The organism is Sporosarcina sp. P20a (assembly GCF_002743175.1).
GTDB lineage: Bacteria > Bacillota > Bacilli > Bacillales_A > Planococcaceae > Sporosarcina.
In genome coordinates this window covers 17,535-41,211 of the sequence record NZ_PDYT01000027.1, presented here as the reverse complement: position 1 = coordinate 41,211, position 23,677 = coordinate 17,535, and the positions used below count along the sequence as shown (strand labels likewise).

The 23,677-nt window shown below is 45.6% G+C and carries 26 protein-coding genes; all 26 read right to left on the bottom strand.

The genetic code is table 11. The annotated features are described in order from the left end of the window. Window positions 1-129 precede the first annotated feature (129 nt). A complete protein-coding gene (locus CSV72_RS16600) occupies window positions 130-729 on the bottom strand; it encodes a hypothetical protein (RefSeq protein WP_158232234.1) in 600 nt (199 codons plus the stop codon). Window positions 730-914: 185 nt separating this feature from the next. Beyond that, a complete protein-coding gene (locus CSV72_RS15115; RefSeq protein WP_099679040.1) occupies window positions 915-1,316 on the bottom strand; it encodes a hypothetical protein in 402 nt (133 codons plus the stop codon). A 90-nt stretch (window positions 1,317-1,406) separates the two neighbouring features. Then, on the bottom strand, window positions 1,407-1,802 hold the full coding sequence (locus CSV72_RS15110) for a hypothetical protein (RefSeq protein WP_233191321.1): 396 nt from the start codon (window positions 1,800-1,802) through the stop codon (window positions 1,407-1,409). Window positions 1,803-1,883: 81 nt separating this feature from the next. After that, window positions 1,884-2,321, bottom strand: a complete 438-nt coding sequence (gene fabZ, locus CSV72_RS15105; RefSeq protein WP_099661588.1) for a 3-hydroxyacyl-ACP dehydratase FabZ — start codon at window positions 2,319-2,321, stop codon at window positions 1,884-1,886. A gap of 53 nt (window positions 2,322-2,374) precedes the next feature. Then, window positions 2,375-2,941, bottom strand: coding sequence for a DNA-directed RNA polymerase subunit beta (locus tag CSV72_RS17065; protein ID WP_233191319.1), 567 nt, complete (start codon window positions 2,939-2,941; stop codon window positions 2,375-2,377). 23 nt (window positions 2,942-2,964) lie between these two features. Next, on the bottom strand, window positions 2,965-3,798 hold the full coding sequence (locus CSV72_RS15095; protein WP_099679038.1) for a flagellar hook-basal body protein: 834 nt from the start codon (window positions 3,796-3,798) through the stop codon (window positions 2,965-2,967). Between the two features lie 40 nt (window positions 3,799-3,838). Then, window positions 3,839-4,663 carry a flagellar hook-basal body protein gene (locus CSV72_RS15090; RefSeq protein ID WP_099679037.1) on the bottom strand — a complete coding sequence of 275 codons (825 nt, stop codon included), beginning with the start codon at window positions 4,661-4,663 and terminating at the stop codon, window positions 3,839-3,841. Window positions 4,664-4,739: 76 nt separating this feature from the next. Continuing rightward, window positions 4,740-5,741, bottom strand: a complete 1,002-nt coding sequence (gene mreB, locus CSV72_RS15085; protein WP_099679036.1) for a rod shape-determining protein — start codon at window positions 5,739-5,741, stop codon at window positions 4,740-4,742. A gap of 142 nt (window positions 5,742-5,883) precedes the next feature. Further along, window positions 5,884-7,377 carry a glycerol kinase GlpK gene (gene glpK, locus CSV72_RS15080; protein ID WP_099679035.1) on the bottom strand — a complete coding sequence of 498 codons (1,494 nt, stop codon included), beginning with the start codon at window positions 7,375-7,377 and terminating at the stop codon, window positions 5,884-5,886. An 899-nt stretch (window positions 7,378-8,276) separates the two neighbouring features. Next, entirely contained in the window at window positions 8,277-8,549 is a 273-nt protein-coding gene (locus tag CSV72_RS15075; protein ID WP_099635444.1) for a sporulation transcriptional regulator SpoIIID, read from the bottom strand. A gap of 109 nt (window positions 8,550-8,658) precedes the next feature. Then, the gene (locus CSV72_RS15070; protein WP_199170119.1) at window positions 8,659-9,315 is read right to left on the bottom strand and encodes a M23 family metallopeptidase; all 657 of its coding nucleotides are present in this window, start codon (window positions 9,313-9,315) and stop codon (window positions 8,659-8,661) included. Between the two features lie 30 nt (window positions 9,316-9,345). After that, window positions 9,346-10,293, bottom strand: a complete 948-nt coding sequence (spoIID, locus tag CSV72_RS15065) for a stage II sporulation protein D (protein ID WP_099679034.1) — start codon at window positions 10,291-10,293, stop codon at window positions 9,346-9,348. A gap of 86 nt (window positions 10,294-10,379) precedes the next feature. Then, window positions 10,380-11,675 (bottom strand): UDP-N-acetylglucosamine 1-carboxyvinyltransferase, encoded by a 1,296-nt coding sequence (gene murA / locus CSV72_RS15060; protein WP_099679033.1) that lies wholly within the window; start codon window positions 11,673-11,675, stop codon window positions 10,380-10,382. A 640-nt stretch (window positions 11,676-12,315) separates the two neighbouring features. Then, complete coding sequence (locus CSV72_RS15055; RefSeq protein ID WP_099679032.1) at window positions 12,316-12,549, bottom strand: DUF1146 family protein; 234 nt, start codon at window positions 12,547-12,549, stop codon at window positions 12,316-12,318. An 82-nt stretch (window positions 12,550-12,631) separates the two neighbouring features. Beyond that, complete coding sequence (locus tag CSV72_RS15050; protein ID WP_099679031.1) at window positions 12,632-13,036, bottom strand: F0F1 ATP synthase subunit epsilon; 405 nt, start codon at window positions 13,034-13,036, stop codon at window positions 12,632-12,634. 24 nt (window positions 13,037-13,060) lie between these two features. Continuing rightward, window positions 13,061-14,476 (bottom strand): F0F1 ATP synthase subunit beta, encoded by a 1,416-nt coding sequence (gene atpD, locus CSV72_RS15045; RefSeq protein WP_099635440.1) that lies wholly within the window; start codon window positions 14,474-14,476, stop codon window positions 13,061-13,063. Between the two features lie 33 nt (window positions 14,477-14,509). Further along, window positions 14,510-15,367 (bottom strand): ATP synthase F1 subunit gamma, encoded by an 858-nt coding sequence (gene atpG / locus CSV72_RS15040; protein ID WP_099635439.1) that lies wholly within the window; start codon window positions 15,365-15,367, stop codon window positions 14,510-14,512. Window positions 15,368-15,410: 43 nt separating this feature from the next. Beyond that, complete coding sequence (gene atpA / locus CSV72_RS15035; RefSeq protein ID WP_099679030.1) at window positions 15,411-16,922, bottom strand: F0F1 ATP synthase subunit alpha; 1,512 nt, start codon at window positions 16,920-16,922, stop codon at window positions 15,411-15,413. Between the two features lie 28 nt (window positions 16,923-16,950). Then, the gene (locus tag CSV72_RS15030; RefSeq protein ID WP_099679029.1) at window positions 16,951-17,487 is read right to left on the bottom strand and encodes a F0F1 ATP synthase subunit delta; all 537 of its coding nucleotides are present in this window, start codon (window positions 17,485-17,487) and stop codon (window positions 16,951-16,953) included. Then, window positions 17,484-18,035, bottom strand: a complete 552-nt coding sequence (gene atpF / locus CSV72_RS15025; protein WP_369802736.1) for a F0F1 ATP synthase subunit B — start codon at window positions 18,033-18,035, stop codon at window positions 17,484-17,486. The genes CSV72_RS15030 and atpF overlap by 4 nt, the downstream gene beginning before the upstream one ends. Window positions 18,036-18,182: 147 nt before the next feature. Continuing rightward, window positions 18,183-18,395 carry a F0F1 ATP synthase subunit C gene (gene atpE / locus CSV72_RS15020; protein ID WP_029053447.1) on the bottom strand — a complete coding sequence of 71 codons (213 nt, stop codon included), beginning with the start codon at window positions 18,393-18,395 and terminating at the stop codon, window positions 18,183-18,185. Window positions 18,396-18,465: 70 nt separating this feature from the next. After that, entirely contained in the window at window positions 18,466-19,176 is a 711-nt protein-coding gene (gene atpB, locus CSV72_RS15015) for a F0F1 ATP synthase subunit A (RefSeq protein ID WP_029053448.1), read from the bottom strand. A 32-nt stretch (window positions 19,177-19,208) separates the two neighbouring features. Continuing rightward, the gene (locus CSV72_RS15010; protein ID WP_099627792.1) at window positions 19,209-19,577 is read right to left on the bottom strand and encodes an ATP synthase subunit I; all 369 of its coding nucleotides are present in this window, start codon (window positions 19,575-19,577) and stop codon (window positions 19,209-19,211) included. A gap of 686 nt (window positions 19,578-20,263) precedes the next feature. Further along, the gene (gene wecB, locus CSV72_RS15005; RefSeq protein WP_099679028.1) at window positions 20,264-21,382 is read right to left on the bottom strand and encodes a non-hydrolyzing UDP-N-acetylglucosamine 2-epimerase; all 1,119 of its coding nucleotides are present in this window, start codon (window positions 21,380-21,382) and stop codon (window positions 20,264-20,266) included. Window positions 21,383-21,397: 15 nt separating this feature from the next. Then, window positions 21,398-22,027, bottom strand: a complete 630-nt coding sequence (upp, locus tag CSV72_RS15000; protein ID WP_099679027.1) for a uracil phosphoribosyltransferase — start codon at window positions 22,025-22,027, stop codon at window positions 21,398-21,400. A gap of 394 nt (window positions 22,028-22,421) precedes the next feature. Then, window positions 22,422-23,675 (bottom strand): serine hydroxymethyltransferase, encoded by a 1,254-nt coding sequence (glyA, locus tag CSV72_RS14995; RefSeq protein WP_099679026.1) that lies wholly within the window; start codon window positions 23,673-23,675, stop codon window positions 22,422-22,424. Window positions 23,676-23,677 lie beyond the last annotated feature (2 nt).

Sequence of the window (23,677 nt, the reverse complement as noted above, 5' to 3'; positions counted from 1 at the left end):
ATCTGGAACGCCTATTGCGTACAGAAGCAATCAGGTCGCATGATAGAGAAAGGATTACATGCGAATTGTAGGGTGCTTCTTCATGTGCGTTTTATCGAGTGTCTACTTGACAGGTTGTAAGTCAGACGTTTAGAGCGCTTGCCGAAGTGCAATGAGCGAATGGCGCGAGCGATAGAGCGCTTGGGAGGATATATAGAGCGACTCGCGGAGTTTGAGCGGATAACGTGCTACATAGAGCACTCGCACACTGGCATTGAGCGGATAAGTGGACGTATAGAGCGATTGCTGAAGTGCATTGAGCGTATAAGCACACGTATAGAGCACTTGCCGAAGTGCATTGAGCGGATGGCGCGTGCGATAGAGCGCTTGGGTGAAGGTATAGAGCGGCTCGCGGAGTTTGAGCGGATACGGAGTTACATAGAGCGTTCGTACACTGGCATTGAGCGGATAAGCACACGTATAGAGCGCTTGCCGGAGTGCAATGAGCGGATGGCGCGTGCGATAGAGCGCTTGGGAGGATGTATAGAGCGGCTCGCGGAGTTTGAGCGGATAACGTGCTACATAGAGCGCTCGGACACTGGCATTGAGCGGATAAACGGACGTATAGAGCGATTGCCGAAGTGCATTGAGCGGCTGGCGCGGGCGATAGAGCGCTTGGGTGGATGTATAGAGCGGCTCGCGGAGTTTGAGCGGATACGAGGCTTGCATAGAGCGCTCGTACACTGACATTGAGCGGATAAGCGGATGTATAGAGCACTTGCCGAAGTGCATTGAGCGGCTGGTGCGAGCGATAGAGCGCTTGGGAGGATATATAGAGCGACTCGCGGAGTTTGAGCGGATACCAAACCACATAGAGCGCACACAAAAACGGCCCCAGCATTCAATATGCAGGGCCGTTTTTATAATGGCGGGAATCATCGCATTTTACGATCTTCATCGCGCAATACGCCGTCTGGAGCAGCGTCGTTACCGTTCATGTTGCCATCCATATTGTTGTCGTCGCGTGCGCCACGGTTTTCGTTGTTGTCATCGATTAGTTCATCGCGTGTTTTGTCTATCCCTTCGCGTGTTTTATCGATGCCTTCGCGCGTGTCGTCAATAATGTCTTCGCCTTCCCTTTTCATGATGCCACGGTCATTGTTGTCGTCAAGACCGTCGAGATTTGGACCCATACGTTCGTTTCCGTTTGGCGTATTGTCACGTTCCATATCTTGCATGGGTGTTTCGTTGTTGCTTGGTAGCGCGCCATCGTTCGTGTTACACGCGGTCAGAACGAGTGCGGATGCGAAAACTACGGGCAATGCTTTTCTGATCATAAAAAAATTCCCTCCTTTTTTACAAGCTGTGAACCATACGTATCGGTATGTTCATCGATAGCTTGTGCGAAAAGGAGAGAACTATTCGTTTTAATTATTCGTATGACCTGATGTGGTTTCTAATACGTTTTGAACGTATACAGCTTCCGCTTTACAGCCATAATCATAATGTGTGTCAAGATTTTGTTGTAAAATTTCAATTTGCGCGATCTGCTCTTCGGTCGGTGGATCGTTGAGAATGCGGATTAATACTTCTTCCACGCGCTCTGCTAATTGTTTATGGAACTCAGGATCTACTTTGACGTCGTCAGGAATTTTGTCGTACCAAAGTGCTTTGGTCGTAATGTATTCCCGCCAGTTCGCGTAAAACTGTTCGATGTTATATTCTTCTGCTGACCAGCCGATTTCACTCATATACTGTTCAAAAGATTGGGAAATGGAACGAGTGATGCTACTCTTTATATTTGGAGAAAGCTTATTTAACATGCTGTAGTATACCCTCCCACTGTTTGCCAAAATTGGCTTTCCAATGATTATTGTATCATTTTTCAGTACTGCGTCATGATGTTATTGCTCTTGGACGGGTCCGAGTGCGAAAGTAATATCTGCTTCACATGCCACTTCGCCTTCAACGGTTGCGATGGCTTTTCCTTTGCCGATTGTTCCACGCAAGCGGACAATTTCCACTTCTAGACGAAGCGTGTCTCCTGGTGTGACTTGACGCTTGAAACGGCAGTTGTCGATGCCTGCAAAAAATGCTAAACGGCCTTTGTTTTCTTCTTTTTTCAGTAAAGCGACTGCGCCTACTTGAGCGAGTGCTTCTACGATTAAGACACCTGGCATAACTGGGTAGCCAGGGAAATGGCCATTGAAGAAGTCTTCGTTAATAGAAACATTCTTTAACCCGACTGCGCGCTTGCCTTCTTCGAGTTCTTCGATGCGATCGACGAGCAAGAACGGATAGCGATGCGGGATGATTTCTTGTATTTGTTGAGCGTTCAGCATGAAATTTGTCTCCTTTATTCCAGAGTATCTGAAGAAATCAGATGTCTCTGTACTTATTTACCGTTCATGATATCAAAAATATGCTGCCATGTCTCTTTTTTGAAGACATCGCCTGCTGAGCCGTCGCCGATTATACTGAAACCAACTATTGTTCCACCTATAGCGGCTAAGACGAGTACTACGAGTAGCAAGAGTAATCGTAGCCAAATCGGAATCAAGCGTACTTGAACCCAGCGCATTTCACTTACGGGTTTTTTCGCTTTTTTGGAACGCTCTTTGCGTGTCCATTTCGACTTCGTTGTTGCTCGGGAAGACGCGTCGGTTGCTTCAGGTGCAGAATGTTTTTCTTCAGGTTCTGTTTCGACCAAAATTGTCTCTTCTGAAGCGTCAGGAGCTGTTTCTAGCTCTTCCGTATCCGTTATCGGCTCAATGTCCGCCTGAACTTCCTCGTCTGTTGCATGAGGCTCTGATAGCGTAACGGCCACTTCGTCCATGTTAGTCGGATCTGTGTCTGTAAGCTCGATCGGATCTTCCATTTCCGGAGTTTTCAATGGTTCGAAAGGTTTCACAGGTGATAATGGTTCTGTTATTTTTTTGAAATTTGAATTTTTATCTGTCATAGTAAGTACTCCTATTGCACGCGTTAGCGAATGCCGTTAATTAAGCCCATCATCTGGTCCGCCATAGTTACGGATCGCGCATTGAATTGATAGGCACGTTGCGTCGAAATCATATCCGCCATTTCTTTTTCATACTCTACGTTGGATGTTTCGAGCGCCGAGTTTTGCAAGCCAATTTGATCTCGTCCAGCACCCGTCATTTCGGTCAATAAATCATTGGCTGTTACTCCGAGTGCGGCTAGGTTTGTCGGCAAGCCAAAGCTGGTCGCGGAAAGCTTGACCATTGAATTCGGTTTTTCTAGGACGGTGACACCGAGATTAAATTCTTGCGTGCCTTCTGGTGTAATTACTTGCAATACACCGTTATTCCCAATTTGATAGCTGGTCGCTTGTCCAGAAAAGACGATTGGACGGCCTGCGCTATCAGCCACTGCGAGTCCTTCTTCATTGACTAGCGTATTATCCCCATTGGCAGTCGGTGACAAGTAGAAATTACCTTTACGTGAATAAATGATTTCTTCACCGCCGTCTGTTGGCTGGATTAAATTAAAATGTTGTTTCGGTTCGGTTAGCGCAAAGTCTAGCTGGCGGTCTGTTATTTGTAAAGAGCCCACTTTCCAGTTCATCTGCAGGCTGCCAAGGTGCGCGCCCGTTCCCATACGAATGCCAAAGTCTGAACTGCGTTCGGCTTGATCTGCTTTGTCATTATTGATTTGCTGGAATAAAAGTTCTTGGAATGTAGCATCCGAAGATTTATATCCATGGGTACCGACGTTCGATAAGTTGTTGCCAATCAAGTCGAGACGTTGTTGCAACTGGTTCATCGTGTTGGTGGCTGTAGTCATCGTGCGAATCATCAAAGGTCACTCCCTTTTCGCATGCTTCTATATGTAGTCATTAATTGACACGTCCTACTTCATTGACCGCTTTTTCCATACTGCGATCATAGGCTTGCAAGACTTTTTGATTGGCTTCAAATGCACGGTAGGCTGTCAGCATATCCGTCATCGAGCGCGCGGCGTCGACGTTGGAATCTTCGAGAAATCCTTGTTGCATCGAGTACGTACCGCCTGTCGGTAACGCATTGCCATCAATTGTCGTGAAGAGTCCGTTGTCTTGCTTCGACAATGCATCCGGTGCGTCAGAGTAGGCAATACCTAGTGTCGCGACTTCTGTTTCTCCAGCGAAAATCGTACCTGCATCCGTCACGCGAATATCATCACTTGTCAGTTCAATCCGATTGCCAGCATCGTCAAGGACGTATAAACCGGATGGATTAGTCAGGTAGCCTTCTGCGTTGACAGTGAAATTACCGTTTCGTGTGTAGAATTGACTGCCGTTCTCGCCTTCTAACGTGAAAAACACGGTTCCTGCAGCGCCTGTTTCTTCATTGACTTCCATCGGTCCGTCCAGCAACGCGATATCGGTCTTCTGTTCCGTTTCACGCAGTTGTCCCTGTGCGAATAAAGGCAAGGTTTCTTGCATATATACGCCTGTCGATAGCTCGCCTACTTCGGAAAGATTTCTAAAGTTCAAACCTTTTTCCGTTGGGACGCGCGTTGAATCCAAGCGAGACAACAACATGTCGGGGAATGCGCGAATCGAAGACTGTTCCGCCTTATAGCCTGGCGTATTCGCGTTCGCGATATTATTGGATAGCATTTCCGTCCGGCGTTGCTGTGCAATCATGCCTGATCCTACTGTATAAAAACCACGAAACATTCATTTCACTCCTTTGCATCATTATGTCGAATAATCATTGTTTTTAGTATACACTACTTGCCGCTTGCATGGCAGTTCAAATTATGCGTGTTGAGTTTTTACCGACCGAGTCCATGAGCAATCCAGTTCCTTCTACTATACAAGTGAGCGGATTTTCCGCAATGAACACTGGCACGTCGAGATGTTCGGATAATAGCGTATCTATTCCTGGTAGCTTTGCGCCGCCACCGATTAATATGATGCCGCGCTGCGCAATATCTGCAGCGAGCTCTGGTAATGTTTCTTCTAGTGCGTCTCTTGTCGTCTCCACAATTTTACCGATTGGCAGACGTAATGCCTGATGAATCTCTTCCGCCGTCACTTCAATTGTTTTCGGAATACCGGTGGCGAGGTCACTGCCATGCACATTCATCGCGCTCGGTTTCTCTCCACCCATCAGCACAAGACCGATGTCTTTTTTCACTTGTTCTGCCGTTTTTTCACCTATATAAACATTATGTTTTTTTCGTATATGCTGGATAATACATTGATCGAAATGAAGGCCACCGATATTCGTTTTCTTAAACGAAACAATTTCTCCCATCGATAGCACGGAAGCATCTGTCGTACCTGCACCCAAATCGACTATCATATTGCCTGAAGGCTTAGAGATGTCAATACCTGCTCCAATCGCCGCCATTTTTGACTCTTCTTCAATGACGACTTGTTTGGCTCCGGCTCCCATCATCACTTGTCGGATCACGCTTTTTTCCACTCGCGTCGTATCCGCTTTACAACCAATCGTAACGTGCGGCCGAATACGCAAGCTTTTTCCTAGCGCTTTCTCGAGGAAGTGCCTAATCAACACACGGACCATTTCGAAGTCCGCAATGTTCCCGACTTTCATTGGACGTATGATCTGAATATGTTCTGGTGAACGACCTATCATTTGATAGGCCTCATTACCAAAAGCAACAGGTTCATCCGTACGTTTATCGATCGCAATGACAGCTTGCTCATTAATAACGAGACCGTTGTCTTTCACATATATCAATACATTGGCGGTACCCAAGTCTATTCCAATCTCTTTCGAAAACATCGTGACCCGACCCCTTCCTCATACGTCCTATCTGATTACATTCGTTAGCTGTTCATTATATCATATTTCTACTTTTTTTGACATCGTTCGAGGGTAGGCTTTATATCAAAAAACCGCCAGCAAGTTAGCGGCGGCTAGTGAATTATTTAAAAGCAATCGTTGCGTTAATGGCTTTTTGCCACCCTTTGTAGAGATCTTCACGTACAGATTCTTCCATATTCGGCTCAAAAGGTCGATCGAGGCGCCAGTATTCTGCGATTTCATTTCTATCCTTCCAAAACCCTACCGCAAGCCCCGCAAGATAGGCCGCGCCGAGTGCCGTCGTTTCATTGATCGTCGAACGTTCGACTGGCACATTGAGCAAGTCTGCCTGGAATTGCATAAGGAAATTATTGTCCACAGCTCCCCCATCCACCCGTAACGTTTTCAATGAAATCCCAGAGTCTGCTTCCATTGCGTCAAGGACGTCTTTTGTTTGGTAGGCAAGTGATTCAAGTGTCGCGCGCACGAAATGCTCCTTCGTCGTACCTCGTGTCAGGCCGAATACCGCGCCTTTGACGTCGCTATCCCAGTACGGTGTACCAAGCCCAACGAATGCCGGTACGACGTAGACCCCGTCCGTCGATTTGACGCGCTTAGCATAACTCTCGCTTTCAGAGGCTTTACGGAACATACGCAGTCCGTCACGCAGCCACTGAATGGCAGAGCCTGCAACGAAAATACTGCCTTCGAGTGCGTACTCTACTTTCCCATCGATTCCCCAAGCGATCGTCGTCAATAAACCGTTATCAGATGTCACCGCTTTTTCTCCAGTATTCATTAACATGAAGCAACCGGTGCCATACGTGTTCTTCACCATACCGCTTTCAAAGCACGCCTGGCCGAATAAAGCCGCCTGCTGATCACCCGCAATACCTGCGATTGGTGCTGCGTGACCGAAAAAGTGCCTGGCGTCGGTATAAGTGTAAATTTCGGACGACTCGCAGACGGTCGGCAACATCGTTTTCGGTATGCCTAGGATGTCGAGTAGTTCTTCATCCCACTGCAAGTCGTAAATATTGTACATGAGGGTGCGCGATGCATTGGAGTAGTCGGTGACATGCGCTTTACCACCAGACAATTTCCAGATAATCCACGTATCGATCGTGCCAAATAGCAAATCACCGTTGTCCGCTTTTTCACGCGCCCCTTCCACGTTGTCCAAAATCCATTTCACTTTCGTTCCCGAGAAATACGAATCGATTAGCAAGCCCGTTTTATTACGGAATACATCATGATGTCCAGCCGCTTTTAACTCTTCACAAATGTCAGCCGTCTGGCGAGATTGCCACACGATCGCATGGTAGACCGGGTCGCCAGTGTGCTTGTCCCAGACGACAGTTGTTTCACGTTGATTCGTGATGCCGATCGCTTCAATTTGCGTGGGTGCAATGTTTTTTTCAGAAATGACCGCGGCAATGACGGACAGAATCGAGCTCCAGATTTCGTCGGCATTGTGCTCCACCCAGCCAGACTTCGGAAAATACTGCGTGAATTCCTGCTGCGCCGTGTGGAAGATGTTGCCCTTCTTATCAAATAGGATCGCACGTGAGCTCGTCGTACCTTGATCGAGCGCGAGAATATACGTTTTCGTCATGATTCATTCCTCCTGTTGGTGGTGTTTGGTTTTTATTATACATGTTTTTTGGGGTGGGTGGCTTGGGGTGAATGGGTAAGCTGGCTGGTAGAGCGGGTGTGGGGATGGATTGAGCGGGTTTGGCGATGCATAGAGCTCTTGCGGAGGTGGATTGAGCGGGTTTCGGGGATGATTGAGCGGGTAAGACAGCACATTGAGCGGTCGCGGACAGATATAGAGCGGATAGCCCCGACGAGTGAGCGGATTTCGCGACTCATTGAGCGCTCCCGGACTTACATTGAGCGGAATGGCACGAGCGATTGAGTGTCGGGTGAGACATTACATCGAGCCCTCGCGGAGGTGGATTGAGCGGATCACGTAGATCATTGAGCGGGTAAGCCCGCACATAGAGCGGTCGCGGACAGATATAGAGCGGATAGTCCCGACGATTGAGCGGATTTCGCGACGCATTGAGCGCTCCCGGTCATACATTGAGCGGAATGGCGCGAGCGATTGAGTGCTGGTTGAGACGTGACATAGAGCTCTCGCGGAGGTGGATTGAGCGGATCTCGGGGATCATTGAGCGGGTAAGCCCGCACATAGAGCGGTCGCGGACAGATATAGAGCGGATAGTCCCGACGATTGAGCGGATTTCGCGACGCATTGAGCGCTCCCGGACTTACATTGAGCGGAATGGCACGGGCCATTGTGTGTTGAGTGAGACGTGACATCGAGCACACGCGGAGGTGGATTGAGCGGATAACGTACAACATTAAGCGACCCGCCCGCCCAAATTGCCAAACTACTTAACTTCAACCCAAGCACACAAAAGCTATCCAGATACACTCCTCTGGATAGCTTTTCACCATTTCAAGCTGCTTGTATAAGTACAGTATCTTACTGCTTCATTTTCAGTGTGGCTAGGCATCAGCTTTTTGTGCTTCGGATTCATTTTTCCATTTTTGGCGGGTGGCTTCTCCTCCGCGCAGGTGGCGGATCGATTTGTGATAAGCCAGAATTTCTGCGACTTTCCTTGACAAGCCTGGATCTACATTTGGTAATCGTTCGGTTAAGTCTTTGTGGACCGTGCTTTTGGAGTAGCCGGTCGCAGTGGCTAGCGCGCGCACTGTCAAGTTGGTCTCGATCAGTAGCTTGCCCAGTCGTACGCAGCGTTTTCTAATTTGCTCGTGCACGCCCTCTTCCTTTCTCTATTCACTCCTTTGACTAATGTAGTGTATGCGAACAGGTAGCAACATATGAAAAAAGCCATTCCGGGGGCTGGAATGGCTTGGGTGCTACGTATTAAAATGCTAGGAAATCGTGTGGGTTTACGGCCACTCCATCTTGCTGAATTTCAAATTGCAAGTGGACGCCTGCTTCGGGGTTCCATTCATTCTGAGTCGTCGTAGCAAGCACTTGTCCTTGTTGGACCGTGTCGCCTTCTTTCACGACTACGCCTGTCAATGAACCGTAGACTGTCGTTTTACCGTCCGCGTGTTTCAATCGAATTTCCGTGCCTTTGAATGAATCCACGATGACTTCTTCGACTGTTCCACTCATTGCCGCTACGGCTTCGAACGGTTCACCATCCATCGATAGAGAAAGTCCTTTGCTGGTGACATACGTCTGGTTGAATACGAGTAGTGCTTTCTCACGCACTGCTTCGTCTGCTTCTGCATCATAAAATTCTTGTAAGATGGCGACTTGATCTACTTTTGCTTCATCGAATGGATACTTCAGTGTTTCTTTTGATGCGTTTGTTTCTACCGTGCCGTTTTCTTTTGGCTGTTCTATTTTTGCCACTTCAGACGGTACAGAATCTTCCGTCGTCAAGGCGGTGTATCCCCATACCATGCCGATGAATAAAAGCGCTACGCTCGTATAAATGGCAGGCCAGAACCAGCCGTTCTTCGTTTTCTTGTTCTCCTGAGAAGGGGCCTTTGGTTTTTCTTCTCGCATGTTCATCACCTCACTTGCATTCTTTGCAAGTTACGAGGATTTTAAACATCGATCTTCAGGTAAATTTATTTTTTGGATTTTTGTGCCTGTATAATAGTGCGAAACAATTTGATCTGCAGTCCATCCTTTTTGTGCGAAAGCTTCCGCACCGTATTGACTCATCCCGACTCCATGGCCATAGCCAACGGTCGTAATATGGACGATTTGATTGTTGACGTCATATGCAATATTAAAGTCGGTGGAAGCCAAATGAAGTTTTTCACGAATTTGGCGGCCGCTCGTTTCATATTGTCCAGACATGATTTTCTGGACACGTCCGGTTTGATTGCGGACGAGCTTTAGTTCACGAAATTGATTGGCATCCCAGTTGAAACCGAGTTTTCGATTCCATTCAGTCAATGTGAGTTCTTGCTTGCGCTCTACGGTTGGCGCTACATCTTCTTCACCTGGGCTTTCAACGCTTTGCAAATACTCGATCGGATTGCCACTGAAGTTTTGCGCGGCTTCTGTTTTTCCATTAGATGTAGAGAAAAACATGGCCGATATGATTTCTTCCCCGTACACAATAATCTGGCCTTGGGTCTCTTCTGCTGCTTTGCGAACTTTCTTTTCATTGTCTTTGAACGACTTGCCCCAGCGCTCCTTACGTTCGGCTTCTGTGCGGTATACTTGCGCAGAGACATCTTTAGCAATCGGCTTGATTCCTTTATCTGTGTTTCTTGCGGCATATGTGCGGGCTGCAATGACTTGAGCTTTTAATGCTTCGGGATGAAATTCGGCAGGCATCTCACCCGCTACCACTCCGACGACATACTCTTCAAGCGGAATCGGCTCGTCCACACCGATCACCGTGATCATCACATCGCAGTACTTCTCCTCTCGTTGGTCTACCAGTTTAAGCACTGGTGCTTGTCTTACAAGAATGGGAATAAAAAATAATGTGAGAATGATGAATAAAAGCAGTAGTTTTTTGTACATACTAGACTATATGTTGAGGGCAGATCGTGTATTCATTGTAAAACATGAAAAAACCATGAACAGTAAACTGTCCATGGTTTCGAGTATTATGCAAATTGAGATTCAGTAACTTCTTGTTCAGATGACACACGCGTTATGTCTGCGCCAAGTGCTTTGAGCTTCTTATCGAAGTCCACATAACCGCGATCTAAGTGAATCAATTCAGTTACACGCGTTACGCCTTCTGCTACGAGTCCGGCTAGGATGAGTGATGCAGCGGCACGCAAGTCTGTGGCTGCGACTTCCGCACCTTGGATTTTTGAAGGTCCTGAAACAATAACAGAACGTCCTTCGATCTTTACATCCGCGTTCATACGGCGGAATTCTTCAACGTGCATAAAACGATTTTCAAATACAGTTTCTGTTAACACACCGATACCGGTAGCTGTTAACATCAATGCCATCATTTGTGATTGCATATCTGTCGGGAAACCTGGATGCGGCATTGTCTTCAAGTCGACTGCCTTTAGTGGGTGCTTCGCTGTAACACGAATTCCTTCATCCAACTGCGTGATTTCTACGCCCATTTCCGTCAATTTGGAAATTAGTGCTGTAGCGTGCTCAGGTACTGCGTTTTCGATCGTAACGTCTCCACCCGTGATCGCTGCAGCTACCATGAATGTTCCAGCTTCGATACGATCCGGAATAATATGGTGAGTTGATGCATACATTGTCGTTACACCTTCGATACGAATATTATCCGTACCTGCACCTACTACTTTACCGCCCATTTCATTGATGAAGTTCGCCAAGTCGACAATTTCAGGTTCTTTTGCAGCGTTCTCGATGATCGTTGTACCTTCAGCGAGAGCAGCAGCTGTCATAATATTTTCTGTTGCGCCTACACTCGGGAAATCCAAGTAGATTTTCGCGCCTTTTAATCGGCCGTCTACTTTTGCTTCCACATGGCCATGTCCAAATGAAATTTCTGCTCCCATTGCTTCGAAGCCTTTCAAGTGTTGGTCAATAGGTCTTGACCCAATTGCACAGCCTCCTGGTAATGCGATACGCGCGAATCCGTTACGCGCCAGTAACGGTCCCATTACTAAAATGGATGCGCGCATTTTACGTACAAATTCAAATTGTGCTTCATCAGCTAGTCTTCCACGTGAATCTACGATGACTTCCCCTTTTTCCGGATCATGCGTGATTTTTGCGTTCAAACTTTTTAGCACTTCATTGATCGTTCGTACATCTGATAGATTTGGAACGTCACGAATCACGTTCACTCCTTCAGATGCTAATAAAGCAGCAGCCAAGATCGGTAATACCGCGTTCTTCGCACCTTCTACACGTACGTTCCCTTGTAAAGTCCGTCCGCCGTTAATAATAATTTTTTCCACCAGTAGCCCCTCCGAGTCCAATTTATCCTTCACTCACACAGCCTATTATCAATAATCGTCTATAAACATTTTCATTGGTGTTGCAGATCAATTGTTAAAGTCAAATTTCACATATAAAACTTATACTATTGTACCGTGTAAAACCTTATGAAACAAGTATCTTCCGGCGCAGTTTTGTGTTATTTCTTGCGTGATGTAGTATATGTGGAGATTAGACACAAAGTGATTGCATTTGACCGTTCATTTATAGCCACACTACTGTTATTACCCGCTAATCTTACATTTTACACGCAATTGGAGATATTTTTATTACATGCATATTACAAAGTTGCTACATGGTATGTCTATTTTGAGATACAATCGGGATTTTCACTCCGAACAAGGGACTCTTGTCCTATAGTCCTGCGGTGATGCCCTCGGTGTCGTCCCCTTCCTCCGTTGAAATCCCACTTATAACTTGTCGTCAGTCAGTTTCATATATTGAAGATAGTTCTTCCTACTATAAGTTGAACAAATATTGTTGAAATTCAATGGTGCTTTTGTGATGACACTTCTACTGTTCAACTTATATGTTTTAATTTCTTTCAGCTAGAGTTCTGATTTCCCCTGGTCTTACTGGTAGAGCTTCAGCTGAAGGAAATCAAAACCAGGTTGCCCATCTTCCTGACCAATAGGATATGTCTAAAAAGAATTTTGATACGGTCGAACCTATAGCAATACTTAACAAAATAAACAAAAGTTGTGTTTGGAATACGCGGTTTTTTCGTATGATGTTTTCTGGCAAAATTGCTTGTAGTGCAATGAAGCTGATGCCTATGAAGAAGATGTGCGATATGATCGCGAGTAATGGATTGCTGCCTAGCATGCTGTCCATAGTGTCCACTCCTTTTTTTATTTCTTGGATATAGAGAAAATGGGCAGACAGAGGTTGTCTGTCCACCCATTGCATTTATAGATTAAATACGTTGTTCATACACTTGCATGCGGTTGATTGCGCGTTTTAAATCAAGCTCTGCTAATTTTTGAGAAAGGTCGTCAGATTTATTCTGTAGATCTTGTTCAGCTTTTTCAGCAGCTTTCTTTGCACGTGCAATATCAATGGACTCAGCCAGTTCCGCACTCTGTGCCAACACAGTGACAACTTCAGGACGGACCTCGATGAAGCCTCCGTGGACTGCGACTGTTTCTGTTTTGCCATCTGTTTTTAGGCGAAGTGCACCAATTTGAAGCGGCGCGACCATCGCGATGTGACCGGGTAGAACCCCGATCTCACCAGCTTCGGTAACTGCAATCACCATGTTCGCATCCATTTCAACAACAGGGCCGTCGGGAGTGACGATATTCACTTTGATTTTACTCATTTTTTTCCCTCCTGGTCCCTTTTCTTAGACTTCTACACCCATAGCTTTAGCTTTTGCGATAACGTCTTCGATACGTCCAACTAAACGGAATGCATCTTCCGGCAAGTGATCATACTTACCTTCTAGAATTTCAGCAAAGCCTTTGATTGTTTCAGGAACTGGAACGTAAGAACCTTTTTGTCCTGTAAACTGCTCAGCAACGTGGAAGTTTTGTGACAAGAAGAACTGAATACGACGAGCGCGATCAACGATCTGCTTGTCATCTTCATCTAACTCGTCCATACCTAAGATTGCGATGATATCTTGCAATTCACGGTATCGTTGAAGAGTTGTTTGTACTTCACGAGCTACACGGTAGTGTTCCGGTCCAACGATTTCTGCACTCAATGCACGTGAAGAAGAAGCTAGTGGATCCACAGCTGGGTAGATACCCATCTCTGAAAGTTTACGCTCCAAGTTCGTTGTTGCATCTAAGTGAGCGAAAGTTGTTGCCGGAGCTGGATCCGTATAGTCATCCGCTGGTACGTAGATTGCTTGGATCGATGTAACCGATCCTTTATTTGTAGATGTGATTCGCTCTTGTAACTGACCCATTTCAGTTGCCAATGTTGGCTGGTAACCAACCGCAGAAGGCATACGTCCAAGTAGTGCAGAAACTTCAGAACCTGCTTGTGTAAAGCGGAAGATGTTATCGATGAACAATAGAACGTCTTGTCCTTGCTCATCACGGAAATATTCAGCCATAGTCAAGCCAGAAAGTGCTACACGCATACGTGCGCCTGGTGGCTCGTTCATTTGACCGAATACCATTGCCGTTTTCTTGATAACGCCTGAATCTGTCATTTCAAAGTACAAGTCATTTCCTTCACGAGTACGCTCTCCAACACCAGCGAATACGGAAATACCACCGTGTTCTTGTGCGATGTTGTTGATTAATTCCTGAATTAGAACTGTTTTACCAACTCCAGCACCACCGAAGAGTCCGATTTTACCACCCTTGATGTATGGTGCAAGCAAGTCAACTACTTTAATTCCAGTTTCAAGAATTTCTACCTCTGTAGAAAGGAATTCGAATGTTGGTGCAGAACGGTGAATTGGGTCACGTTGTGAATCAGCAGGAACTGGCTCACGCAGGTCAATTTCCTCACCTAGTACGTTAAATACACGTCCGAGTGTAACGTCGCCGACTGGAACAGAAATAGGTGCGCCTGTATTAATAACTGACGTACCGCGTTTCAAACCATCTGTCGAGGACATCGCAATCGTACGAACAGCATCATCACCAAGGTGAAGTGCTACTTCTAAAGTCAATACTTCAACCACTCCGTTGGAACGATCGATATTAACCTTCAATGCGTTATAGATCGCTGGAAGTTGTCCGTTTTCAAACTTCACGTCTACAACCGGACCCATAACTTGAAGAATATGTCCATTACTCATGCTTTTCCCTCCTGTCTTACTGTTTCAAATCTATTATTCGAGTGCTGCTACGCCGGCTACGATTTCAGTGATTTCCTGAGTGATCGCTGCTTGACGAGCGCGGTTAAATTGTAATGTTAACGAATCGATTAGGTCAGACGCATTGTCTGTAGCCGTCTTCATCGCTGTCATACTGGAAGCATGTTCGCTCGCTTTTCCATCGAGTACCGCTCCATAAATGAGGCTCTCCGTATATTGTGGGAGAAGTGTTTCGAGAATCGCTTCTGCTGAAGGCTCGAACTCATAAGATGATGAAGCTGATACAGATGAAATATCTGTGAGTGGAAGCAATTTACGTTCAGTTGCTTCGTTGGAGATGGCGGAGATGAAGTGGTTGTAATACAAGAACACTTCATCATAAACGCCTTCTGTGAACATGCCAACAGCCCGATTCGCGATATCTTTTACTTCTTCAAAACGAGGGTGATCCGAAAGTCCGATCAGGCTTTCTTCAATCTGGTAACCCAGACGGTCGAAGAATTCATAGCCTTTACGACCGATCGCGATAATGACCACTTCATCTTTCGATTTATGGCGTTGTTCGATTGCACGGGTAACTGCACGGAAAATGTGCGCGTTGTATCCACCAACTAGTCCACGGTCAGAAGTAACTACGATATACGCAGACTTCTTAACGGGACGTGCAGTTAATAGTGGATGTCCGGAATCTTTCGTTACGGCTGCAATGGCACCAACTACTTCTTCTACTTTATCCATGTAAGGTACGAATTTCTTCGCATTCACTTCGGCACGGTTCAGTTTAGAAGCAGATACCATTTGCATCGCTCTCGTGATTTGACTCGTCTTTTTTGTTGAAGCAATACGGCTTTCTATCTCGCGTAAGGACGCCACTGGCTATTCACCACCTTTATTTTAAGATCCATTCAATGAAAAATTATGCTTCAGAAGTCACAAAGTTTTTCTTGAATTCGTTGAACGCTGCGCTCATTACGTCATCTGCTGGAAGATCTTTCGTTGTACGAATGTGATCATACACTTCCGTATGGTTGGATTCTAACCAGCTAGTGATTTCACTTTCAAAACGCAATACGTCTTTTACTGGAATATCGTCGAGGTAACCGCGTGTCAGTGCATATAGACTGATTACTTGGTATTCGACTTTCAACGGCTTGTTCAAGTCCTGCTTCAAGATTTCAACTGTGCGGTGTCCGCGGTCCAGTTTACCTCTTGTCAGTGGATCAAGATCCGAACCGAATTGTGAGAATGCTTCTAGTTCACGGAATGCTGCCAAGTCCAAACGAAGTGTACCGGCAACTTTCTTCATTGCTTTAATTTGCGCTGATCCACCAACACGGGATACGGAAAGACCGGCGTTGATCGCTGGACGTACACCTGAGAAGAATAGGTCAGACTGCAAGAAGATTTGTCCGTCTGTAATAGAGATTACGTTTGTTGGGATATAAGCAGAGATATCTCCAGCTTGTGTCTCAACGAACGGCAATGCTGTAATAGATCCTGCTCCTAGTTCGTCATTCAACTTTGCAGCACGCTCAAGTAGGCGGCTGTGTAGGTAGAAGACATCTCCTGGATATGCTTCACGGCCCGGAGGACGACGAAGTAGCAAGGACAGTTCACGGTAAGCTGCTGCTTGTTTAGATAGATCATCATAAACGATTAGCACGTGCTTGCCGTCGAACATGAATTCTTCTGCCATCGAAATACCTGTGTATGGTGCCAAGAAAAGCATTGGCGACGGGCTTGATGCAGAAGCAGTGACTACGATTGTGTAATCGAGTGCACCGTTCTTACGTAGAGTTTCAACAACCCCACGAACAGTAGATTCTTTTTGACCGATTGCAACATAGATACAGATCATGTCTTGGTCAGCTTGGTTTAGGATTGCGTCAATTGCAACAGTCGTTTTACCTGTTTGACGGTCACCGATGATTAATTCACGTTGTCCACGGCCGATTGGAACAAGAGCGTCAATCGCTTTGATTCCTGTTTGCAATGGTTCGTGAACTGATTTACGCGCCATAACCCCTTGTGCAGGGCTTTCGATAGGACGAGTTTTTGTTGTATTGATTGGACCAAGTCCATCAACTGGTTGTCCAAGTGAATTGACTACACGTCCGATCAATTCTTCTCCGACTGGTACTTCCATAATACGGCCTGTACGACGAACTTCATCGCCTTCTTTAATGTCTGTGTATGGCCCAAGGATAACGATACCTACGTTGTTCGCTTCCAAGTTTTGTGCCAGACCCATTACGCCGGTAGAGAACTCAAGAAGTTCCCCCGCCATGACATTGTCGAGGCCATGAGCAAGTGCGATACCGTCACCTACACGGATTACAGTACCTGTTTCACTTACTTCCATTTCAGACTGATAATTTTCGATCTGTTGTTTGATCAGACCGCTAATTTCCTCAGCTTTGATGCCCATGTATGTCACCCCTCTTAATTCAAATTAATTAATTGATTAATTGACGTTCCAGACGTGCCAGTTTTGCACTGACACTGCTGTCGTAAATTTGGTTGCCGATCTGAAGGCGAATGCCACCGATCAAGCTTGGATCAATAATATTTTCGATATGCAATGATTGTTTTCCTACTTTGTGCGCAAAGGCAGTAGAAATAGCTGTACTTTCTTCATCAGAAAGCAAACGTGTAGAGTAGACTTTCGCTTCGGCAACTCCAGAAGCCTCGTTAGCGAGTTCCTGGAAGTCTTCGATTAGACTGCCTATTTCTTCAATACGACCTGCATCAAGCAACACATATAGTGTGTTCAATACAAGTTGGTTTGCTCCATTGAAAAATTGCCCAATCAATTCTTTTTTCTTCTCTGTAGAGAACTTTGGCGAAATTAATAGCTCACCAAACTGCTTGTCTCCAGTGAATACTTTTTTCATTTCTTGTAGATCGTTTTGCACGGAAAGCGTTTGTTGCTTTTCCTGTGCTGCTTCAAACAATGCAACGGCATAACGTTTTGCGATTACCGATTGGCTCATCGCCCTTCGCCTGCCTTCACAATCGTTTCTTCGATCAATGCGCGGTTATCTTCCTCAGAAATTTCTTTCCCAAGAACCTTAGACGCAGCCAAGATAGAAAGAGATACGAATTCTTCGCGAACTGCTGCAACTGCTTTCTCTTTTTCAGTAGCGATTTCGAGAGTTGCAGATTCTTTCATACGGTTAGCTTCAGCGCGTGCAGCCATAATCAGCTCTTCACGTTGAGTGTCACCTTGTTTCTTCGCATTCTCTACGATAGATTGTGCGCTTTCGCGTGCTTCTTTTAATAGAGCACGTTGCTCTTCAAGAAGCTTTGCAGATTCTTGACGACTTGCTTCGGCTTGTTCGATCTCAGTAGCGATTAATTGCGCTCGTTGATCCATCACGCCCATTAACGGACCCCATGCAAACTTCTTTAGAAGTACCATGAGAATCGTGAAAAATACTACAGTGACGATAATGTCGCCTAAATTTAGACGTTGGTTTAAACTAGCTAAAAATCCTGCGTCAGCGTTTGCTGATAAGAGGACGAAGGTATCCAACACGATTGTTTCACTCCCTTCAAGAGCTCATGACTCTTTCGTTTCTTACTCTAATTAGAACACTCTATTCATTCAGTACTATCATTTGTTTAGTTGTTGACATAAAGCAATGGCGAAGACCGATACTGCATGCTTCGCCATGTAACGCAATTATTATTTGTTCATTACGATAAACGCAATAACAGTTGCGATGATTGGAAGTGCCTCAACCAATGCAACACCAATGAACATTGTTGTTTGTAGAACGCCACGTGCTTCTGGTTGACGAGCGATCCCTTCAACTGTCTTAGAAACGATTAAACCGTTACCGATACCTGCACCAAGTGCACCTAGACCAACTGCAATAGCTGCTGCTAATAAACCCATACCTGCCATTTTGTATTTCCTCCTAATATTCTTTGTAGTTTTGTTCCCTGATTACAGGGTAAATATATGTTTAGTGATCTGTGCTGACCTTGTGAGCCATATAGACCATCGTTAACATAACGAAGATAAATGCTTGGATCGCCCCGATGAATACCGAGAAACCGAGCCACGCAAGTGCTGGTATAACAGCTCCGGCAAGACCGAAGATGCTTGAAGCACCTAATGTTGCAAGTAAACCAATCAAGATTTCACCTGCGAAAATGTTACCGTAAAGACGAAGACCGAGTGTCAACGTGTTTGCGAATTCCTCAATGATCTTCAATGGTGCCAAGAATGGAATTGGCTGGAAGTATGTTTTCAAATACTTGCCCATTCCGAGTTGTTTCACACCATAGTAATGCGTTAACGCAACAACTGTAGCAGCGAGGGTTAACGTGATAACTGGATCGGCTGTCGGTGATTTCCACCAAAGTTGGTCATCCCATACGATTGCAAATGGAAGTCCAATCATATTTGCAACGAAGACAAACATGATCAAAGTGATGCCTAGTACGTGGAAGCGGCCTCCCGTTTTCCAGTCCATGTTATTTTTGATGATGCCTTTGACAAAGTCCATGACCCACTCCATGAAGTTTTGCATACCCGTAGGTTTCATTTGAAGCCGCCGCGTAGATGCTACTGCAATCAGGAAGACAATCAGACACGTTACAAATAACATCAGTATATTCGATGGGTTAAACCCGATTCCGAATAAAATAAACTGTGGATTTTCATGATTCACGTTTTTGTTCACCTCCCCTTGCTAGTAAAGTGTCATTGCTTCAAATGGAACAGCAGATGACCAGTAAACAGCAATGCATAGGGTATCATTAACCCGATTACCGTGCTGATCAGATCAAACTCCTCCGGCATAACGAGTGCAATGGCCGTAGCCCCTACACCTGATGCAAAACGTAAGCCCATACCTAATGACTTCGCTCGCTTCCCTTCATCGATAGACCGGTCAAACCGTTCCATCCGTCGAACGAGAATCCAAAAGTTATACATACCGAAAAGTGAACCTAAGATGAGCCCAGCGAAGATTGTCCGGTAGTCCAAGAAGAACCAACCGAGCACGAACAATGCAAGCAAAAAAAAGAAACTCTTCTTTTGCTGTTTGAAAATTTCCTGCATACTTTGCATTGTCGATTCTCCCAATTCGTATTTTGGATTACAGCGTCTGAAGTGTTCAGTAATTCCCGACTTGTGTCGAGTTTTGAGTCTTTGTCGTTTTGAGTTTTTTCAACGACATAGATCCCTTGAAAAGGAATCTGGAAATTGTAAGTGAATCGCCTTTTCCGTCCACCAGGTGACGTTGCTACATGCGACGTCGACAAAGAGTTGGGATTTAGCGCTTCCGAGTGAAGACTTGAAACCTACGAAACATGATTTCTGTACTCAATTTATGTATGAGTTCCTTATCAATCTTACCCTTTGTTAGCATACAATAGAGGGTTTTTTATGTCAATTGATTCAAGTGATTAATTTCACAATGTGTTGCCTTTGTCAAACATTCGACATATTTGTTTTCTGGATGTATATGGTGGTTTTATCGTTTATTTCAGATGGATTATTGTTAGTGTTTTCAGATTGAAATGTTCTGGGCTTCGTTGATTTAATACTCTGAAGACTGATGGGCTGTTGACGTAGGGATTGGTGCTTCGGAGGGGACGCTTTTCCATGGGCCCGCGGTGAGCCACGCCCTCCGGAAAGCGTCCCCAGCTGGAGCTTCAATCCCGAACCACAAGCCCCCTCCCCTCCCCTCTCTTAACAACTTTATTTGCAGACAGAAAAAAACAGCAGATGAATGTTCTCTGCTGTTTTAATTCTTATAGTGAATGTAAATATTTGAGTAAGGACTCTACTATTCGTGCTGATGCATGGCCGTCGCCGTAAGGGTTGTGAGCCTTGGACATTTTTTCGTACTCTGCATCGTCCGATAGGAGTGCGTCGGATAGTTGGAAGATGTTTTCTTCTTCCGTTCCTGCTAAACGCAATGTTCCTGCATCGATACCTTCTGGGCGTTCGGTTGTGTCCCGTAGAACGATGACAGGCTTTCCAAGAGATGGTGCTTCTTCTTGGATGCCGCCCGAGTCTGTGAGAATGATATGCGCACGCGCTGCGAAGTTATGGAAGTCCAACACTTCTAGCGGCTCGATCAAATGAATACGATCGTTGTCGCCTAGCAGTTCATCCGCCACTTCACGTACAGCCGGATTCATGTGTACAGGATAGATTACTTGGATATCATCGTGTTTGTCGAGCAAGCGATTGATTGCACGGAACATATTACGCATTGGTTCGCCCAGGTTTTCACGTCGGTGTGCAGTCAATAGCACTAAACGGTCGTCTCCAAGCGTATCAAATATCGGGTGATGATAATCTGGATCTACTGTCGTTTGCAATGCGTCGATTGCCGTGTTGCCTGTGACGTAGATACGATCCTTGTTTTTACCTTCATCGATCAGATTTTGCGCTGATCTTTCAGTTGGTGAGAAATGAAGATCGGCAATAACACCAGTCAGTTGGCGGTTCATCTCTTCAGGGTATGGTGAATATTTATTCCACGTACGCAACCCTGCTTCAACGTGACCTACTGAAATTTGATTATAGAATGCAGCAAGACTACCGATGAACGTCGTCGATGTATCACCGTGGACGAGCACGATGTCCGGTTGCGCTTCTTTCATTACTTTGTCCAAACCTTCCAGACCGCGCGTCGCCACATCGATCAGCGTCTGGCGATCTTTCATGATATTTAAATCATAGTCTGGTGTGATTTTAAATGTTTCCAACACCTGGTCAAGCATTTGACGATGCTGGGCAGTGACTGTGACAATTGACTCGATTTCGTCTGGATGCTTTTCAAGCTCAAGAACGAGAGGCGCCATTTTAATAGCTTCCGGTCTCGTGCCGAAAATCGTCATCACTTTCCATTTCTTAGTCAATGAATGATCCCTCCATTATTTCGTGCCGAATAAACGGTCACCCGCGTCACCTAGTCCAGGGACGATGTAGCCATGTTCATCCAACTTTTCGTCTAGCGCCGCGATATACACGTCCACGTCCGGATGTGCTTTCGTCAGAACTTCGACGCCTTCAGGAGCAGCAACTAGGCACATAAACTTGATGTTAACCGCGCCACGCTTTTTCATTGAATTGATCGCTTCGACTGCAGTTCCACCCGTCGCAAGCATCGGATCCACTACAATAAATTCGCGCTCTGCCACGTCAGAAGGCAACTTTACAAAGTATTCAACAGGCTTTAGCGTTTCTGGGTCGCGGAATAATCCAACATGTCCCACTTTTGCAGCTGGAATTAAATCGATGATACCGTCTACCATGCCAATTCCCGCACGTAGGATCGGAACAATCCCTAATTTTTTCCCTGCCAAAATACGTGATTTTGCTTCGCAGACTGGTGTCTGGATCGTAATTTCTTGCGTTGGAAGATCACGTGTAATTTCGAATGCCATAAGTGTGGCTAATTCGTTCACAAGCTCGCGAAATTCTTTCGTTCCTGTATCGACCTTTCGTATAAACGTCAATTTGTGTTGAATTAATGGATGATCAAATACATGTACTTTTCCCATTGGTATCGCTCCTTTTCGGAATATCTTGTACATTATAACAGAAATCAAGCGCGAGGCGCAGTGAACTTGTGTGATTTGTCATAATGAAAATATCGACGGGAAGACATTCACTTCTGTGAATAATCATACTTCTTTGGGATTCGCTCTATGTGTTGGTGGATTCGCTCTATGTTTACGCTTGAACGCTCTATGGGCTGGCGGATTCGCTCTATGTTTACGCTCGTACGCTCTATGGGCTGGTGGATCCGCTCTATGTTTCTGCTCAAGCGCTCTATATGTCAGTCCATCCGCTCAATCCTCAACCACAACCGCTCTATAATACCCAAGATCCGCTCATAAACACCCAGCCTACCACATAGAAAAACGCCCGACACAAGGTCAGGCGCTAGTTTTCTTACTTATATAGAGGATGCTGATCTGTTAGAGCTGTAACCGCTTTGCGTGCTTCTTCTTTTGCTGTTGGATCTTCGTGGTTTTTCAACAATGTTGCGATGATACGTCCCACTTCTACCATGTCATATTCTACGAAACCACGTGTTGTAACAGCCGGTGTACCGATGCGGATACCAGAAGTGATGAATGGTCCTTCTGTGTCGAATGGTACTGTGTTTTTATTTACAGTGATACCGATTTCGTCCAGTACGTGCTCTGCTACTTTACCTGTTAGTTCAAGTGACTTCAGCTTTACAAGTACGATGTGGTTGTCTGTTCCGCCAGAAACGACGTCGATACCTTCTGATTGTAGTTTTTCAGCCAATGCTACAGCGTTTTTCTTCACTTGTTGTGCATATTCTTTGAATGAAGGTTCCAATACTTCTTTGAACGCTACCGCTTTTGCAGCGATTACGTGCATCAACGGACCACCTTGAACGCCTGGGAATACTGTTTTGTCGATTTTCTTGCCGAATTCTTCTGCTGTTTCTTCATTCAATAGAATGATACCGCCACGTGGTCCACGCAATGTTTTATGTGTTGTGGATGTCACGAAGTGTGCGTGTGGAACCGGGTTTTGATGTTCGCCTACTGCGACTAGACCTGCGATGTGTGCCATATCTACCATCAAGTATGCGCCAACTTCATCCGCAATTTCACGGAATTTCGCGAAGTCGATTGCACGTGGATATGCACTTGCACCCGCAACGATCATTTTCGGCTTGTGCTCAAGCGCCTTTTGACGAACGTCTTCATAGTCGATGACTTCTTCTTCTTTTGTCACACCGTAATCTACGAAATTATAAAGTTTTCCGGAGAAGTTAACTGGTGAACCGTGTGTTAAGTGACCGCCGTGAGAAAGGTTCATCCCAAGAACTGTGTCGCCAGGCTCAAGTGCCGTGAAGTAAACAGCCATGTTTGCTTGTGCACCGGAGTGTGGCTGTACGTTTGCGTATGCTGCACCGAAGATTTCTTTAACGCGATCGCGTGCGATGTTTTCGACTACGTCTACGTGCTCACATCCACCATAGTAACGCTTGCCTGGATATCCTTCAGCATATTTATTCGTCAAGTAAGATCCTTGCGCTTCCATTACCGCTTCTGTTACAAAGTTTTCAGATGCAATTAATTCGATGTTCGAGTTTTGACGATTCTTTTCAGCCATGATTGCCTCATATACTGCTGCATCTTCGCGTTGTACATTGCTTAAGTCCATTG

Bases quoted from the DNA above. Each gene is read 5' to 3' on its own strand.
- CSV72_RS16600 (WP_158232234.1), bottom strand. From the start codon at position 729: ATGTCAGTGTACGAGCGCTCTATGCAAGCCTCGTATCCGCTCAAACTC.
- CSV72_RS15115 (WP_099679040.1), bottom strand. From the start codon at position 1,316: ATGATCAGAAAAGCATTGCCCGTAGTTTTCGCATCCGCACTCGTTCTG.
- CSV72_RS15110 (WP_233191321.1), bottom strand. From the start codon at position 1,802: ATGTTAAATAAGCTTTCTCCAAATATAAAGAGTAGCATCACTCGTTCC.
- fabZ (WP_099661588.1), bottom strand. From the start codon at position 2,321: ATGCTGAACGCTCAACAAATACAAGAAATCATCCCGCATCGCTATCCG.
- CSV72_RS17065 (WP_233191319.1), bottom strand. From the start codon at position 2,941: ATGACAGATAAAAATTCAAATTTCAAAAAAATAACAGAACCATTATCA.
- CSV72_RS15095 (WP_099679038.1), bottom strand. From the start codon at position 3,798: ATGATTCGCACGATGACTACAGCCACCAACACGATGAACCAGTTGCAA.
- CSV72_RS15090 (WP_099679037.1), bottom strand. From the start codon at position 4,663: ATGTTTCGTGGTTTTTATACAGTAGGATCAGGCATGATTGCACAGCAA.
- mreB (WP_099679036.1), bottom strand. From the start codon at position 5,741: ATGTTTTCGAAAGAGATTGGAATAGACTTGGGTACCGCCAATGTATTG.
- glpK (WP_099679035.1), bottom strand. From the start codon at position 7,377: ATGACGAAAACGTATATTCTCGCGCTCGATCAAGGTACGACGAGCTCA.
- CSV72_RS15070 (WP_199170119.1), bottom strand. From the start codon at position 9,315: ATGCGAGAAGAAAAACCAAAGGCCCCTTCTCAGGAGAACAAGAAAACG.
- spoIID (WP_099679034.1), bottom strand. From the start codon at position 10,293: ATGTACAAAAAACTACTGCTTTTATTCATCATTCTCACATTATTTTTT.
- CSV72_RS15055 (WP_099679032.1), bottom strand. From the start codon at position 12,549: ATGGACAGCATGCTAGGCAGCAATCCATTACTCGCGATCATATCGCAC.
- CSV72_RS15050 (WP_099679031.1), bottom strand. From the start codon at position 13,036: ATGAGTAAAATCAAAGTGAATATCGTCACTCCCGACGGCCCTGTTGTT.
- atpD (WP_099635440.1), bottom strand. From the start codon at position 14,476: ATGAGTAATGGACATATTCTTCAAGTTATGGGTCCGGTTGTAGACGTG.
- atpA (WP_099679030.1), bottom strand. From the start codon at position 16,922: ATGGGCATCAAAGCTGAGGAAATTAGCGGTCTGATCAAACAACAGATC.
- CSV72_RS15030 (WP_099679029.1), bottom strand. From the start codon at position 17,487: ATGAGCCAATCGGTAATCGCAAAACGTTATGCCGTTGCATTGTTTGAA.
- atpE (WP_029053447.1), bottom strand. From the start codon at position 18,395: ATGGGTTTATTAGCAGCAGCTATTGCAGTTGGTCTAGGTGCACTTGGT.
- CSV72_RS15010 (WP_099627792.1), bottom strand. From the start codon at position 19,577: ATGCAAAGTATGCAGGAAATTTTCAAACAGCAAAAGAAGAGTTTCTTT.
- upp (WP_099679027.1), bottom strand. From the start codon at position 22,027: ATGGGAAAAGTACATGTATTTGATCATCCATTAATTCAACACAAATTG.
- glyA (WP_099679026.1), bottom strand. From the start codon at position 23,675: ATGGACTTAAGCAATGTACAACGCGAAGATGCAGCAGTATATGAGGCA.